This is a genomic window from Devosia sp. (assembly GCF_028290625.1).
In the GTDB taxonomy this organism is placed as follows: domain Bacteria; phylum Pseudomonadota; class Alphaproteobacteria; order Rhizobiales; family Devosiaceae; genus Devosia.
In genome coordinates this window covers 38982-54800 of record NZ_JAQGJM010000010.1, presented here as the reverse complement: position 1 = coordinate 54800, position 15819 = coordinate 38982, and the positions used below count along the sequence as shown (strand labels likewise).

The 15819-nt window shown below is 63.4% G+C and carries 14 protein-coding genes; 8 read left to right on the top strand and 6 right to left on the bottom strand.

Annotated features, from left to right (window positions below; genetic code table 11):
* The first annotated feature begins 4 nt into the window (after positions 1-4).
* The 3 genes from JWR51_RS05230 to JWR51_RS05220 all read left to right on the top strand — a co-directional run bounded on the left by JWR51_RS05230 (position 5) and on the right by JWR51_RS05220 (position 4924).
* Positions 5-3130 carry an efflux RND transporter permease subunit gene (locus JWR51_RS05230; protein ID WP_299744623.1) on the top strand — a complete coding sequence of 1042 codons (3126 nt, stop codon included), beginning with the start codon at positions 5-7 and terminating at the stop codon, positions 3128-3130.
* Positions 3131-3261: 131 nt separating this feature from the next.
* The gene (locus tag JWR51_RS05225; RefSeq protein WP_299744621.1) at positions 3262-3537 is read left to right on the top strand and encodes a hypothetical protein; all 276 of its coding nucleotides are present in this window, start codon (positions 3262-3264) and stop codon (positions 3535-3537) included.
* A gap of 19 nt (positions 3538-3556) precedes the next feature.
* Positions 3557-4924, top strand: coding sequence for an FAD/NAD(P)-binding protein (locus tag JWR51_RS05220; RefSeq protein ID WP_299744618.1), 1368 nt, complete (start codon positions 3557-3559; stop codon positions 4922-4924).
* Between the two features lie 176 nt (positions 4925-5100).
* On the opposite strand, the gene JWR51_RS05215 is transcribed toward JWR51_RS05220, so the two are convergent.
* A complete protein-coding gene (locus JWR51_RS05215; protein WP_299744616.1) occupies positions 5101-5253 on the bottom strand; it encodes a hypothetical protein in 153 nt (50 codons plus the stop codon).
* Between the two features lie 216 nt (positions 5254-5469).
* Here JWR51_RS05215 and uxaC point away from each other — a divergent pair, with 216 nt between their 5' ends.
* A complete protein-coding gene (gene uxaC / locus JWR51_RS05210; protein ID WP_299744678.1) occupies positions 5470-6885 on the top strand; it encodes a glucuronate isomerase in 1416 nt (471 codons plus the stop codon).
* Between the two features lie 150 nt (positions 6886-7035).
* Here the strand turns inward: uxaC and JWR51_RS05205 are convergent, their stop codons facing one another.
* Positions 7036-7212: a hypothetical protein gene (locus tag JWR51_RS05205; RefSeq protein ID WP_299744613.1), complete on the bottom strand. Its 177-nt coding sequence runs from the start codon at positions 7210-7212 to the stop codon at positions 7036-7038.
* A gap of 216 nt (positions 7213-7428) precedes the next feature.
* Between JWR51_RS05205 and JWR51_RS05200 the strand changes: the two genes are divergently transcribed.
* On the top strand, positions 7429-8277 hold the full coding sequence (locus JWR51_RS05200) for an aminoglycoside phosphotransferase family protein (protein ID WP_299744611.1): 849 nt from the start codon (positions 7429-7431) through the stop codon (positions 8275-8277).
* Between the two features lie 19 nt (positions 8278-8296).
* Positions 8297-8806, top strand: coding sequence for a CAP domain-containing protein (locus JWR51_RS05195; RefSeq protein ID WP_299744608.1), 510 nt, complete (start codon positions 8297-8299; stop codon positions 8804-8806).
* A gap of 216 nt (positions 8807-9022) precedes the next feature.
* On the opposite strand, the gene glpK is transcribed toward JWR51_RS05195, so the two are convergent.
* On the bottom strand, positions 9023-10510 hold the full coding sequence (gene glpK / locus JWR51_RS05190) for a glycerol kinase GlpK (protein ID WP_299744606.1): 1488 nt from the start codon (positions 10508-10510) through the stop codon (positions 9023-9025).
* Positions 10511-10816: 306 nt separating this feature from the next.
* On the bottom strand, positions 10817-12322 hold the full coding sequence (gene glpD, locus JWR51_RS05185; protein ID WP_299744604.1) for a glycerol-3-phosphate dehydrogenase: 1506 nt from the start codon (positions 12320-12322) through the stop codon (positions 10817-10819).
* Between the two features lie 192 nt (positions 12323-12514).
* Between glpD and JWR51_RS05180 the strand changes: the two genes are divergently transcribed.
* Positions 12515-13450 carry an AEC family transporter gene (locus JWR51_RS05180; protein ID WP_299744602.1) on the top strand — a complete coding sequence of 312 codons (936 nt, stop codon included), beginning with the start codon at positions 12515-12517 and terminating at the stop codon, positions 13448-13450.
* 10 nt (positions 13451-13460) lie between these two features.
* Positions 13461-14027 carry a shikimate kinase gene (locus tag JWR51_RS05175; protein WP_299744599.1) on the top strand — a complete coding sequence of 189 codons (567 nt, stop codon included), beginning with the start codon at positions 13461-13463 and terminating at the stop codon, positions 14025-14027.
* On the opposite strand, the gene JWR51_RS05170 is transcribed toward JWR51_RS05175, so the two are convergent.
* Both JWR51_RS05170 and JWR51_RS05165 read right to left on the bottom strand, forming a co-directional pair.
* Positions 14024-14869 (bottom strand): transglutaminase domain-containing protein, encoded by an 846-nt coding sequence (locus JWR51_RS05170; protein WP_299744596.1) that lies wholly within the window; start codon positions 14867-14869, stop codon positions 14024-14026. The two genes, JWR51_RS05175 and JWR51_RS05170, sit on opposite strands and share 4 nt — an antisense overlap.
* Before the next feature lie 5 nt (positions 14870-14874).
* Positions 14875-15819 (bottom strand): alpha-E domain-containing protein, encoded by a 945-nt coding sequence (locus JWR51_RS05165; RefSeq protein ID WP_299744593.1) that lies wholly within the window; start codon positions 15817-15819, stop codon positions 14875-14877.

The following is a 15819-nucleotide window of genomic DNA, read 5'->3' as shown; positions in this document are numbered from 1 at the left end:
GCTCATGTCCATCCAGCAGCAGAACCAACGCGGCGGCATGCTGGCGGCGCTGTTCGTGCGCCGTCCGGTCCTGGCTTTGGTCATCAATGCCCTGATCATGGTGGGTGGCCTCGCCGCCATTCTGGGCGTCGAGATCCGCGAATTGCCCAGCGTCGAGCAGCCGGTGCTGTCGATCAACACCACCTTTACCGGCGCTGCCGCTGAAACCGTCGATCGCGAAATCACCGCTGTCGTCGAGGGTGCCGTCGCCCGCGTCCAGGGCGTGGCGGGGATTTCCTCGACCTCGTCCACCGGCCAGAGCCGCGTCACGCTGGCCTTCAACGACGGCACCAACCTCGATGCCGCGACCTCCGACGTGCGCGACGCCCTCAGCCGCATCTCCCGCGACCTGCCCGACAGCGTGGACGATCCCACCATCGTCAAGGCCGACAGCAACGCCCAGGCCTCCATCCAGCTGGCCGTCACCTCCGACACCATGAGCATCGCCGACCTGAGCAAACTGGTCGAAAACGACATCTCCGAGCGCCTCGCCGCGGTCCCCGGTGTCGCCGATGTGCAGGTCAACGGCACGCGCGATACCGTCTTCGAAATCGATGTCGACCAGGACAAGCTGGCCAGCCTGGGCCTGACTGTTGCCGATATCCGCACAGCGCTTGCCACCATCGCCTTCGATTCCCCAGCCGGCTCGATCAACGGCGCCAACCAGAATATCTCGGTGCGCGCCGTCGCCGACGTCAACACGCCCGCCGAGTTCGAAAACCTCATCATCAAGGGCAAGACCCGCCTGGGCGACGTTGCGACCGTGGTGTTCGACGCTGCCGCCAGCACGTCGGGCTTGCGCTCGGATGGCAAGCCCGGCATTGGCCTGGGCATTGTGCGGCAGGCGCAGTCCAATTCGATCGAGATTTCCAACGGCATAAAGGCCGCCGTCGCCACGTTGAACGAAATCCTGCCACCGGGCGTCGATATCAAGATTTCCAGCGACGAATCCGTGTTCATCGAAGGCGCCTTGCATGAGGTCGAGGTCGCGCTCGGCGTCGCGCTGATCGTGGTGACCGGCATCATCTACCTGTTCCTGCTCGATTGGCGCGCCACGCTTATCCCCGCGCTCTCGATGCCGATTGCCCTGCTGGGCGCTGTCGCTGGCATCTATCTCGCGGGTTTTTCGCTCAACATCCTGACCCTGCTCGCCTTGGTGCTGGCCACCGGCCTTGTGGTGGACGACGCTATCGTTGTGCTCGAAAACATCGTCCGACGACGTGGCATGGGCGCCGGCAACCGCGCCGCCGCTGTGCTGGGCACCCAGGAGGTGTTCTTCGCGGTCATCGCCACCACGCTGACCCTGGTCGCGGTCTTCGTGCCGCTGTCGTTTCTCCAGGGCCAGACCGGGCGGCTGTTCCGCGAATTCGGCTTCACGCTGGCCATCGCGGTCCTGGCGTCCTCCGTCGTCGCTCTAACGCTGGGGCCGATGCTGGCCTCGCGCCTGCTCAAGTCGGGGGAAGACACCAGGCATCACACCGGCGGCCCGCTCGGCTGGATCGGCCGCAAGCTTGGCGGTCTCTACCGCCGCACGCTGCATCTGGCGCTGAACAGTCCCATGGTGATCCTGCTGATTGCCGCGATTTTTGCCGCTGCCTCCTATGGCATATTCACCCAACTGCGCCAGGAGATCACGCCCAACGAGGATCGCGCCCAGATCAACCTGCGTATTTCCGCTCCCTCCACGGTCAGCCTCGATTTCGTCCGCTCGCAGATGCAGCGTCTCGAGGGCCTGCTGCAGCCCTTCGTCAAAAGCGGCGAGGTCAATTCCATCTTCGTGCTGTCCGGCTTCGGCAATGGCGGCTTCATCAGCCTGCGCCTCGCGCCCTGGGATCAGCGCGCTCGCAGCCAGGCCGAGATCGTTACCGACATCAACAAGATCCTGCCCCTCGTGCCGGGCATTCGCGCTTCGGTGCAGCAGGGCAATAGCCTTGGCATTCGCGGTGGCGGCAACGGCCTGCAATTCGCGGTTGTCGGCGACAACTACGCCGATCTGGCCACCACGGCCCAAACCGTAGCCGACAAGCTGGAGGAAAATCCGGCCTTTGGCGACGTTTCGGTCAATTACGACACCACCCAGCCCCAACTTACCCTGACCATTGATCGCGAGCGCGCCGGCGCGCTGGGCATCGACATCAATGGGCTCGCCACCACGCTGCAGGCGATGATCGACGGTGCCGATGTGGGCAACGTCTTCATCAATGACTCCAGCTATGACGTGCGCATGGTCTCGACCAAAAGCCCGATCAACGACCCCCATGATCTGGAAAGCATCTTCATCAAGACCGCCGATGGCCGCTACGTGCCGATGTCCACCATCGCCACCATCGTTGAAGCCCCGATTTCCCCAAATCTGGGCCGCGAAGGCCAGCGGCGTGCCGTCACCGTCACGGCAAGCCTCGATGGGCTGGCGCTGGGCGATGCCTATACCCAGGCCGTGCAACTCGCCAAACCGCTGCTGCCCGAAGGCACCGCGATCATTCCGCTGGCCGAGGCCAAGACCATCGGCGAAGCCAACAATGGCCTGCTGATCACCTTCGGCTTTGCCATCGTCATCATCTTCCTGGTGCTCGCGGCGCAGTTCGAAAGCGTCTGGAGCGGCATTATCGTCATGGTCACCGTGCCGTTCGGCATCGCGGCCTCGATCTACGCCCTGTTCCTCACCGCGGGGAGTCTCAATATCTACAGCGAGATCGGCCTGGTGCTGGTTGTCGGCATCATGGCCAAGAACGGTATCCTGATCGTCGAATTCGCCAACCAATTGCGCGATCGGGGCTTCAGCGTGCGTGAAGCGATCGAGGAAGCCGCCAATATCCGACTGCGACCGGTGCTGATGACCATGATCGCCACCATTCTGGGCGGCGTGCCGCTGGTGCTGGCCAGCGGGGCAGGGGCCGAGGCTCGCCAGGCTTTGGGCTGGGTCATCGTCGGCGGCCTCTCCATCGCCGCCATCTCGACGCTTTATCTGACGCCCGTCGCCTACCTATTGATGGCCCGGTTCTCCAAGGCCCATATCGAGGAACAGCAGCGCATCACCCGCGAGCTGGATGCCGCAGGCCAGTTGGAAGCACCAGCTGCGGCGGCGGAGTAGTCTTCCTTCACCTCTCCCCCAAGGGAGAGGTGAAGAAAACCCACCCTCCGTTAGAACGTCCTTCCAACATCTCCCCCCATTACGCACAAACATAACTCGACTGGATCGATAGAGTAATGGAAACTTAATGAATGCAGGGCGGTCCCCGTCTGGCTGGAACGATCAATGTGGAGGAACTCGCAGTGATTCACTTTTTCGGAATTCTTGAGCTTGGCAACCGCCGCCGCGTGACCGATGCCGAAGCCCCCAACAAGACCAGCCTGTTCAGCTTCGGCGATGAACTGCCCACGCGCGACGAGCTGCTGACGCCAGCCGAGCAGGATGCCCTGATCCTGACCGGGAAGCAGCCTGAAGACTCCGCCGAAGAGCGCCGGTTCACGTATTCACTGGCGTTCCACTCGCATTGAAATCATTGAGTGGGGCACCATGAGCGCCTCCCAGCATGGCCGTCCATCGGTCACCATTATCGGCGGTGGCGCCAGCGGTGTGCTGCTGGCTGCGCACCTGCTGCGTGATCCGGATACCGATATCCGAGTCACGCTGATCGAGCGGCGCGGCCAGTTCGGGCAGGGGGTCGCCTATTCGGCCCGCTCGCGCGATCATCTGGTCAACGTCCCCGCCAGCGGCATGAGCGCCTTCGCCGATGATCCCGAGCATTTCTGGCGCTGGCTGCAAACCAAGGGCTATCCCCAATCACAGGGCCCGTGGGTCTTCGCCCCCCGCCGCCTCTATGGCGCTTATCTGGGCGACGTCCTCGCCGCTGCCGGCCAATCCTATCCCGGCCGACTGATCGTCCTCACCGAGGAAGTCCTGTCGGTGCAGCAGACCAAGTCCGGCGTCGAAACCGTGCTCGCCAACGGCACCAGCGTCATTAGCCATCACGCCGTCCTCGCCGTCGGCCACGAAACCCAGCCCGCCCGCGGCCGTGGGCTCGCCGTCACCGTCGGCTCCGATCGCGATACGCCGATCGACCGCGACGCCGAGGTGATGATTCTCGGCTCGGGCCTCTCCATGGTTGACGCCTGGCTGACCCTGGCCCAAGCCGAGCATCGCGGCCCCATCCTGGTGGTCTCGCGCAACGGCTTCCTGCCCAAGGGCCACAAGAACACCACCCCGCTCAGCATCGACGCCGCCGACGTGCCCTTCGGCACCAATATCAATTATCTGCTGGCCTGGTTCCGCGACCTCGTCGCCACCACCATTGCCGACGGCGGCGACTGGCGCCAGGTCGTCGACGGCCTGCGGCCCTACAACCAGCGCCTCTGGCAAAGCTGGTCTCTGCACTCCAAGCGCCAGTTCCTGCGCCATCTGCGCCCTTGGTGGAACATCCACCGCCACCGCCTGCCGCCCGATCTGCATCAGCGCATGACCCGCGCCGTCGCCACCGGCCAGGTGCAGTTGATCGCCGGCAATTTCACCGGCATCGAGCGCCACGGCTCTGGCGTCCGCGCCACCATCCGCCGCCGTGGCACCAGCGAACTGCATACCCTGGACGTGGCCCGCGTCTATGATTGCGGTGGCGTCAGCGTCGATGTCGCGGCCAGCTCCAATCCGGTGATCCGCGACCTCGTCGCCACCGGCCACGCTCGGCCAGATACGCTGCATATCGGGCTGGATGTTTCGGACGATTGCGCCGTCATCGACGCCGACGGCAAAACCTCGCCACGCCTGCTGGTCGCCGGGCCGCTGACGCGCGGCAAATTCTTTGAAATCGAAGCCATCCCCGACATCCGCCTGCAATGCGCACGGATTGCGAAGCGATTGCTGGAAGCTAAATTGCAGGACTTGGGGTAGGTGCAAAGCCCCCTCATCCGCCCTTCGGGCCCCTTCTCCCACGAGGGGAGAAGGGGGGCACTGTGGCTAAAACAGGCTCGGAGCCATCCCTCGCCCCTTGTGGGAGAGGGACAGATTATTCTGCGTTCAGCAGAATAATCAGGGTGAGGGGACCTTAGCGCGGGCTGCCTCGCGCTCTACAGCAACGTCATCATCATCGCGCCGGCCACAGCCACGATGCCGAACGCCGTCAGCCCCGCAACCAGCACCATCATTTGCGCGCGCTGCACATGCCCCGCCACGCGCGCCTTGCTGCGAACCGCCTGAACGCCGTCGTCTATATCTGCCATCGGATTGTCCCCTCGGAACCGGCACGCGATGTGCGGTCATTCGAATGGGGTAGCCGCCTTGAAAGGCTGTTTCTCACCCTGCCCAGGCAACGTAGTCCCGCCCGAGGAGGTGCGGATAACTTCCCGGCAACGCAGTTAATTTACATAAAATGCCACAGGTTTAAATCTTGTATGGTAGTTGTTGATCTGCCCGCCGGATCGTGGCAAAACCTGGCCATGACCTTCCCAGCCCATCTGCATCCCGATCGCTTGTTCCCCGCCGCCGAGCCCGCCCGCTCCATCGCGCGCGAGCTTTATCCCGCAGTCAAGGACCTGCCGCTGATCAGCCCGCATGGCCATACCGATCCGGCTTGGTTCGCCAACAACCAGCGCTTTTCCGATGCCGCCAGCATGTTCCTCACGCCCGATCACTACGTGTTGCGCCTGCTGCGTAGCCGGGGCCTGAGCTATGACGATCTCGGCGTGCCCCGCAAGGATGGCAAAGCCGTTGCCGATGGTCGCGCCGCCTGGCGCCTGTTCGCCGCCAATTATCACCTGTTCGCCGCGACGCCGTCTAAGCTCTGGATCGATCATTCGCTGCAATTCGCCTTCGGCATCGATACCGAATTGACGCCTGACACAGCCGACGCCATCTTCGACACCATCGGCGCCCGCCTCGCCGATCCGGACCTCTTGCCGCGCGCCATTTTGGACCGCGCCAATGTCGAGGTCATCGCCACCACCGAATTTGCCCTCGATCCGCTCAAGCATCACCAGTCCATGCTGGCCGATGGCTATATCGGCCGCGTCCGCACCACCTATCGCCCCGATGACGTGACCGACCCCAGTCGCGCCGCCATCGTGGAAAACCTGCAGCGCTTCGGCGAGATCACCGGCGAAAATATCGCCACCTGGTCCGGCCTGATCGACGCCCACCGCAACCGCCGCGAATATTTCCGCCGCTTCGGCGCCGTCGCTACCGACCACGGTGTGCCGACGGCCATGACCGCCGACCTACCGCTGGTGGAAAAGCAGGCGCTGCTCGACAAGGTGCTGTCAGGCCGCCACGACGCCGCCGATGCTGAACTGTTCCGCGCCCAGATGATGACCGAAATGGCGCTGCTGTCGGTAGAGGATGGCATGGTCATGCAGATGCATGCCGGCTCGCGCCGCAATACCGATCCGCTGTTGATGAGTGAACGCGGCACCGATCTCGGCGCCGATATCCCCGGCACTACCGACTACGTCAACGGCCTTCGCGCGCTGCTCGGTCGCGCCGGCAATGAGCCCAATCTGCGCCTGATCATGTTCGTGCTCGACGAAACCACCTATGCGCGCGAGCTGGCGCCGATGGCTGGTTATTGGCCATCCCTGATGATCGGCCCGCCCTGGTGGTTCCACGATAGCCCGCAGGGCATTCGCCGCTATCTCGATCAGGTCGTGGAAACCGCCGGCTTCTACAATCTCGCCGGCTTCAATGATGACACGCGCGCTCTGCTGTCGATCCCCGCCCGCCACGACGTCTGGCGCCGCGAAATCTGCGGTTTCCTCGCCAACTGGGTTGCGGATCATCGGTTGACGCGGTCATCCGCTGAGGAGATCGCCAAACACCTGAGCTATCAGGCGGCCAAGGACGCCTATCGGATCAAATGAAGGCAGGCTGCCTTTCTCACCTCTCCCTTCGGGGGAGAGGTCGACCCATTTGGGTCGGGTGAGGGGGCCTTTCTAGACTTCGGTGTTTGGGGAAGGCCCCTCACCCGTCGCTACGCGCCGACCTCTCCCCCAAAGGGAGAGGTGAAGAACTCAACGCGCCTTCCACAGCACCACGATCAACACCACAATGCCGATCCCCAGCAGCGCCAGCAGTCCGCCGGCGCTGGTGGCGAGCTGTCGCCCGAACGAGCGGTGCACTTCGTCGGCCGCCACGATGTCCTGGTATCCGCGTTTGGCGCCGTGCTCATCCGCTGTCTGCTGCATCATGATCAGTCCCTCCCTGGGCTCTGTCTTGCGTCAGCACAGGCTAGTCCCATCAGGTTAACCGGCATTTGGCCCGCCTCGGCTTCCTGCCGTTAAGGTTGCCATCGTCCAAAAAGCTATCCTTACCCAAGTGCAAACAGGCCGCAGCCCGATCAAGTTTTGCGTGATATTGTGCGCAAAGGTCGACGGCAGGCGCCATTTTGCTTTAATGGCGCCATGATGAATCAGTCGCCCATCGAAACCGCCCTGAATCGCGCCATGATCCGCTGGTCGCTCACCAAGTCGACCCCGATCGCCGACAGCCAGAGCAGCGCCATCTTCCGCGTAGAGCAGAATGGCCGCAACTTCGCCGTGCTTAAAATCCTCAAGCCCATCGCGGCCGAGGAAGAACGCCGCGGCGCCGCGCTGATGAACTGGTATGGCGGGGAGGGCGCCGCCACCGTTTTCGATATCCACGGCGATACCATTTTCATGGAATGGCTCGATGGCGGCACGCTGGGCGACGCCGTCCGCGCCGGCCACGACGATGAAAGCACCATCGCGCTGGCGACCCTCGTCGCCGGCCTGCACCGTCCCCGCGCCGGCGCGCCCGAACACCTGCTCGAATTGCGCCCACGCTTTCAGGCCCTGTTCGACACCGATGTGCGCCAATGGCCCCACACAGCGCGCGATCTTTATGCCCGCGCCTGCGGCATCGCGCTCAAGCTGTTCGACAAGCCGTTTGCCAGCATTCCCCTGCATGGCGACTTGCACCACGACAATATCATGTCCTCCGATCGCGGCTGGCTCGCCATCGATCCGAAGGGCCTGCTCGGCGACGCCAGCTACGAAGTCGCCAATGTGTTCCGCAATCCCTATGGCGCCAGCAATCTCGTCACCGATCCGCGCCGCATCCAGGCGCTGGCCGATGCCTTCGCGGCCCGCCTCGGCTTCAACCGCAAACGCGTCCTCGGCTGGGCCGCCGCCCATTCGGCCCTCAGTGCCTGCTGGGATCTGGCCGCGGGCAATCCTATTACCGTCGACCTCGCCGTTCTGCCGCTACTGCTTAGTGCCTATGATCAAGCCTAGCCCCCAACCGGATGCTTACATGCTCGACCTGACCCGCCGCAGTTTCCTCGTCCTCGGCGCAGCCACCGCCCTCAGCGCCTGCGCCACCACCATCCCCATGCTGCCGGCGGCCTTGAACGCCTCGCCGGATACGCTCACGCATCAGCAGATCATCGCCGCTATTAATACGGTGCGCGCCGCCAATGGCGCTCCCGCCTGGAGTTACAACGCGCAGCTGGAAGACGCCGCCCGCGCCCAGGTCCGCCTGATGGCCTCGAGAAACACCATGAGCCACAATCTCGGCGTTACCCTGCGCCAGCGCGTCACCACCGCCGGCTATATGGGCGCCGTGGGCGAAAACGTCGGCAAGGGCTATCCCAGCCTGCAGGGCGTGATCGAAGGCTGGTTGAATTCCCCCGCCCACCGCAAGACGCTGTTGTCACCAAAGTTCGTCGAATTCGGTTTGGCGACCACGACAGCATCCAGCGGCAAACGCTACTGGGCCATGATTGCCGGCGGCAGTTTTGATGCTTGGCGGGTGTATCAGTAGTCGACGCTGGCCTTGTGGCTCAAGCAACCGCGACGTCTTCCCGCGAAAGCGGGAACCGACTCTTCCTGCCACGCCCTCGTGGTACGAGGGTCGTAAGAACTCCCGCCTCACCATGAGGACTACTGCCAAATCACGATTTCCCAGTAGCCCTCATGGTGAGGTGCGAGCCCTTCGCGAGCCTCGAACCACGAGGGCGTGGCAAAATCTAAGGAAGCACTACTGCAACAACGTCCTTCGCACCGCCAAATCCCACCCCTTCACCTTCCGCTTCCGCTCCGCCGCCTCCATCTTCGGCACGAACTGCTCATCCCTTGCCCAACTCGCCGCAAACGCCTTCGCGTCCGGCCACACCCCGGCTCGATACCCCGCCAACCATGCCGCCCCCAGCGCCGTTGTCTCCAAAATCATCGGCCGGTCCACCGGCGCGTCGAGAATGTCCGCCAGAAACTGCATGGTCCAGTCCGACGCCACCATGCCGCCATCCACCCGCAACACCGTCTCGCCGCCAGCCTTCCAGTCCTTGCGCATCGCTTCCAGCAGATCTCGCGTCTGGTAGCAAACTGCCTCCAGCGCCGCCTTGGCGATTTCCGCCGGCCCCGAGTTCCGCGTCAGCCCATATATTGCCCCGCGCGCTTCGGCATCCCACCACGGCGCCCCCAGCCCCACAAAGGCCGGCACCATGTAGACGTTCTGGCTCGGGTCGGCGGTCAGCGCCAGCGGCCCGGTTTCCTTGGCCTCTTTCACCAGCTTCAGCCCATCGCGAATCCACTGCACGGCCGCTCCGGCGATGAAGATCGAGCCTTCCAGCGCATAGGTCGTCTTGCCGTCCAGCCGATAGGCAATCGTGGTCAGCAACCGGTTTTTGCTCCGCACCAGGTCCGCCCCGGTGTTCAGCACCGCGAAACACCCGGTGCCATAGGTGGATTTCATCATCCCCGGCGCAAAGCATGCCTGCCCGATTGTCGCCGCATGCTGGTCGCCCGCCACGCCCAAAATCGGGATCGCCGCGCCAAACAGCGCCTCCTCGGTCACCCCGAAATCGTCGGCACAATCCTTGACCTCGGGCAGCAGCGCCGCCGGCACGTCGAGCAGCTTGAGCAGCGCCTTGTCCCAGCTATTGGTCTCGATATTGAACACCAGCGTCCGGCTTGCATTGGTGGCGTCCGTCGCATGCACTTTGCCGCCGGTCAGCCGCCAGATCAGAAAGCTGTCGACCGTCCCGAACGCTAGCTCGCCGGCCTCGGCCCGTTTGCGCGCGCCCTTCACATTATCCAGTAGCCACTTGACCTTGGTGCCCGAAAAATACGGGTCCAGCAGCAGCCCCGTCTTCTTGCTCACCATCTTTTCGTGGCCCGCCTTGCGCAGTTTCGCGCATAGCCCCGCCGTCCGCCGATCCTGCCACACAATGGCATTATGAATGGCCTTGCCGGTCGCCCGGTCCCAGATCAGCGTGGTTTCGCGCTGGTTGGTAATCCCGATTGCCGCAATATCCGTGGCCTCGAGCTTGGCGTTCGTGAGCGCTGTCTTCACCGCCCAGACCACCGAGTCCCAGATTTCCTCCGGATCATGCTCCACCCAGCCATCCTGCGGAAAATACTGGGTAAATTCCTTCTGACCACTCCCCGCAATGGTCCGGTCCGCCGCAAACACGATCGCCCGGCTCGACGTCGTCCCCTGGTCGATCGCCAGAATATATCCGCTCATAATTCCTCCCACCGCGTCCTACCCTCTCCCCTTGCGGGACTTCGAGCCGCCTTGCCAATCGATCCTGTGGATCGATTGCAGGCAAGAAGGCCGCGAGAGCTATGCTCGAATGGCTAACAGCAATTCTGCGTTCAGCAGAATTGCAGGGTGAGGGGTACTGCACCATCTCATGCTTGGTGCTGTCGAAAGCACCCCCACCCAACCTCCCCTGTGAGGGGGAGGAGCCTCTCCACTCTTAAAACTCAATCGCGCCCATCCACCAGCAGACTCCTCCCCCTTGAGGGGGAGGCAGGGTGGGGGTGCCGTTTAGCCCCGATCTCTCGTGGCCAAATACCCTTCCAGTCGCTCCACATCCTCCGGCCCGACCCTTAGCCCGATCTTCGTCCGCCGCCACAGCACATCCTGCGCCGTCCGCGCCCATTCATTGGCCACCAGGTAATCCACCTCGCGCCCATACAGGTCCGCCCCGAAATGCGGCCCCAACGCCTCCAGTGACCCAGCATCCCCCAGGATCACCCGCGCCCGCGTCCCATACAATCGCGTCAACCGGTACGCCAGCTTCGGCGGCAACCACGCATAGTCCTTGGCCAGCCGCCGCACTTCGGCATCGAACGCCAGTGGCTCGAAATCGCCGCCCGGAAACTTTGCGACCTTCGTCCAGGCCGGGCCCTTCTTGCCCAGCACGTCCTCGATCTTTTCCAGCACAGATTCGGCCAGCCGCCGCGATGTGGTCAGTTTGCCGCCAAACACATTGATCGCCGCGCCGTCGGCCTTGCTGCCATCCACCTTGAGCACATAATCGCGTGTCGCTTCTTGCGCCGCGCTCGCGCCGTCATCGAACAGCGGCCGCACGCCCGAATAGGTCCAGACAATCTCGTCGCGCGTCACCGGCTTGGTGAAATATTCGCTCGCCGCCGCACACAGGTAATCGATCTCGTCATCGCTGATTTTGACGTCCTTGGGATCGTCCTTGTAGTCGAGGTCGGTGGTGCCGATCAGCGTGAAGTCCTGCTCGTAGGGGATGGCAAAGATGATCCGCCCGTCGGCGTTCTGGAAAATATAGCAGCGGTCGTGGTCATAGAGCTTGTTGACGACGATGTGGCTGCCCTTGACCAGCCGCACATTGGGCCCGCCATTCTTGCCCATCACGCCATTGATGACGCCATCCACCCACGGCCCCGCCGCGTTGACGATGAGCGCGGCGCGAACCTTGGTCACCATACCCGCCTCGTCATGCATTTCGATCGCCCATTGTCCCCCATCCCGGCGCACGCTGGTCACCTTGGTGCGCACGCGGATTTCAGCGCCCCGGTCCGCCGCGTCGCGGGCGTTCAGCGCCACGAAGCGCGCATCGTCCACCCAGCAGTCCGAATATTCGAACCCGGTGCGGTAGTCGCCCTTGAGCGGCTTGCCGGTCTCATGCGTGCGCAGGTCCAGCGTCTTGGTCGGCGGCAATAGCCGGCGGCCGCCCATATAGTCATACATGGCCAGCCCGGCGCGCAGCACCACGGCCGGCCGCAGCCCCTTGTGATGCGGCAGCACGAACCGCAGCGGCTTGATGATATGCGGCGCATTGGCCCACAGCACTTCGCGCTCCGCCAGTGCCTCATGCACCAGCCGGAATTCGTAATGCTCGAGATAGCGCAGCCCGCCATGCACCAGCTTGGTCGCTGCCGACGAGGTGCCGGATGCGAGATCGTTCATCTCCGCCAGCATCACCGAATAGCCGCGCCCCACCGCGTCGCGGGCGACGCTGGCCCCATTGATGCCCCCGCCGATGACGAAAATATCGAAAGTCTTGTCACCAGCCATTTGTACCCTGTCTCCGCGCCTTGAAGGTTTCGTTTTATAGGCGAATTGCGCTCAATCCGAAAGATTTTAGTTTCGTTCTCCGACACGCGTCGGGCCTATGCGCTGCCAACAACGCATCTTCCATACTAGTGCCATTGACCCAATTGTCAGAGGGGGTTAGGGCAGGGCGTCTTTCGGCCCCGGGTCCCGGCCATGCTCAGCATACTCAGCGTTATTGCCCCAATTTTCGCGCTGATGGCGTTTGGCTTTGGCGCCGTGCGCTTCAAGCTGTTCCCAGCCGAGGGCATCAAAAGCCTAATCGCTTTCGTGAACAACTTTGCGACGCCCTGCCTGCTGTTCCACTCCATTCTCACCAGCGATTTCCGCTCGGCCTTCAACCCGTCCATCATCGGCCCGTTCTATATCGGCGCGCTGATCTGCTTCGCCGTCGGCATAGTCATCGCCATCAAGCTGTTCGGCAATCGCCCGGGAGAAGGTGTTTCGGTCGGCTTTTCGGGCACCTTCACCAATACGGTGCTGGTCGGCCTGCCGATCATCCAGCGCGCCTATGGCACCGACGCGCTTCCGGTAACGCTCTCCATCATCGGCCTGCACGGCGCCATCCTGCTAACCGTGGGCATGGTCACCATGGAACTGGTGCGCCGCGATGGCCAGCCGCTCGGCAAGACGCTGATCGTCGCTGCCCGCCGCGTGCTCTCCAATCCCCTGATTTGGGGCATCGCCGCCGGCTTCCTCGCCTCCGCCATCAACCTGCAACTGATCGAGCCGGCCGAAGCCTTCCTCACCATGATGAGCCAGGCCGTCGTCCCCGCCGCCCTGTTCGGCATCGGCGGCGCGCTCAACGAATACCGCCTGTCGGAGAACTGGAAACAAGCTCTGGTCGCCTCCCTGATCAAGCTGATCCTGCATCCGGCGCTGGCCTATATCCTGATGATCTGGGTGTTGCACGTCCCCATGGACATCGCCCGCTACGGCATCCTGCTGTCCGCGATGCCCGCCGGCGTCAACGTCTACGTCTTCGCCACCTACTACCAGCGCGGCGAAAGCGTCGCCGCCAACACCATCCTCATTGCCACCGTGGCCTCGGCGGCGACGATCACCGCGTGGTTGTATGTCCTGAGTTTATGAGGCAGCTCCCATGCAGGTCTATCGCCGGCGGGAATGGTCGGATGCTGCAGTTCTGTTCTTGCTCGGACCCGGTGGCGCCGGCAAATCGACCTTGGGCAAAGCCCTGTCCGCGCATTTGGGTTGGCCCCTGATCGACCTGGATCTGGCTTTTTGCGAGCAGATCGATATCATCGGCCCCTTCATCGCGCGCCATGGCTACGAGCGTTACCGCGCGCAGAACCTGCAACTAGCGGAGCGGCTGGTTGCCTCCGCGCCGCGACCGGCTGTGTTCGTCACCTCATCGGGTTTTTTGGCTGCCGACCAACAATCGAACGACTATCGCAACGCCAAGGCTCTGATTGCCACCGGCTATACCGTCACCGTGCTGCCGTCGCTGGACGTGGAGCAGGCGACCCAAATTGTCGTCGCCCGACTGCTCGTCCGCGGATTTGGCTTCACCCACGCCACCGAAGAGCCGAAATTCCGCACTCGCTTCGCGATCTACAAGGACGAAGGCGATGCCCAGCTCATTGGCGTCGCCCCGGCGCCTGAAATGGCCGCTATGCTGGCGCGTGAGCTTAACATTCAGACGCCCTAGCTGACCACTTCGACGCTGACGCCGATCTCTTTCGGCCCATCCCCTGCCGGCACCGCCCGCAGCGGTTGCGCAGAGAGCCCGTCCAGCCCCACGGCCAGCCGCACATGCCGATCGGTCGGGCACAAGCCCAGCATGGCGTCGAAACCGACCCAGCCCAGCGCTTCGTCATAGGCCTCGGCCCAGGCATGAAACGCGGCCGGATCGTCCTCGTCGCCCACCAGATAGCCGGTGATATAGCGCGCCGGAATATCCAGCGCCCGCGCCGCGCCGATAAAGGCATGCGCATAATCGGTCGCCGGGGGCCTTGGCAGATCGGGCGGCGCTTCCTCGCCCTCCGCTGCGGTCGGGCCACCCTGCGACTGGCTCTGCGATTGCCCGCTCTGCGTCTGGCTTTGGTTCTGTATTACGGCCGTGGGGCTATGCAGCACCTCGCCCACCCGCGCCATCAGCGCATGCAGCACGTCGATGCGACTGTCCTTGCTGCCGCGGAACCTGCCGTAAAGCGATACCGGCGCCTTGGTCAGCGGCGTCACCCGCTTGAACAAGGCCGGCACCGGCCCGGGTCCAACCCGGCCGAACACGCCATGCCGGTCCACCGTGGTCACCACGCCCTCGACCGTCACTACCAGTTCGCCCTCTGGCGGCCGCTGGTTCACTAGATGCACGCTATTGCCATAGGCGTCGGTGAAGCGGCCGGCATTGCCGATCCCGGCCATTTCCACGCTCCAGCTCTCCACCGTCTGCGTCGGCCCGCTTTGCGGCGTCAGCAGCAAGTGCAGCACCGCATTGGGGCTGCCCGGTAGGGGGGTGGTGCTCAATTGGTGGCGAATGGAAATGCGCATTTGTCTCAATAAAAGTTGTAGCTGGCCGACAGGCTTTCGGAGACCGCATTGTTGCGCGCGATGAATTCGGTCAAAAACTCATGCAGCCCATGGGCGAAGATGGTCTCCATATTGGTCCCCTCCACCATGGCCCGCAACTTCGCCGCCGCCTCCTGGCAGCCCTCGCGCTTGCCGTAGATGTCCGCCAAGCTATCCAGCGTTTCCTCGATATAGCGCGCGCAAAAGATCAGCGAACGCGGCATTTCGGGCCGCAACATCAGGAAGTCGGCGATGTTATGGGCCTTGTAGCGGTCGTGATAAACGTGCCGATAGCTGCGATGCGCCGATGCCGCCCGCAGGATCAGCGTCCATTGCTGGATATCGAGATCGCCGCCCACCATCTTGGCGCGCGGCAGCAGCACGTAATATTTCACATCGAGAATGCGCGCCGTATTGTCCGCCCGCTCGACGAAATTGCCCGCCTGTGAGAAGGCGAACCCGTCATCGCGCAGGATCGTCCCCAGCAGCGCGCCACGGAACTCGTGGCTCAATTGCTTGACCCAACTGAGCAGCCCCAAAAGCTTCGCTCCCCGCACGTCGCGCGGCTTGATCTGGGCAAATTCCAGCCACCCGGCATTGAGGCTTTCCCACATGTCGATGGTGATCGCCGTGCGCACCGACCGCGCATTCGTCCGCGCCGCCAGCAGGCAGGAATACACCGATGACGGGTTTTCCGGGTCGAACATCATGTAATGTGCGACCGTATCGAGGTCCGCCTGTCGGCCGGTGGCTTCGAACGCCTCGTCCACCTCCGCCGCCCGCATCATCGAGACCAGATGCTCGCTCGCTCCGCCCTCGCGCCGCGAAGTCAGGCTCATGCGATAGCCCACCTCGAGCAGGCGAGCCATGTTCTCGGCCCGCTCCACATAGCGCGATAGCCAGAACAAATTTTGTGCCGTCCGTCCGAGCAT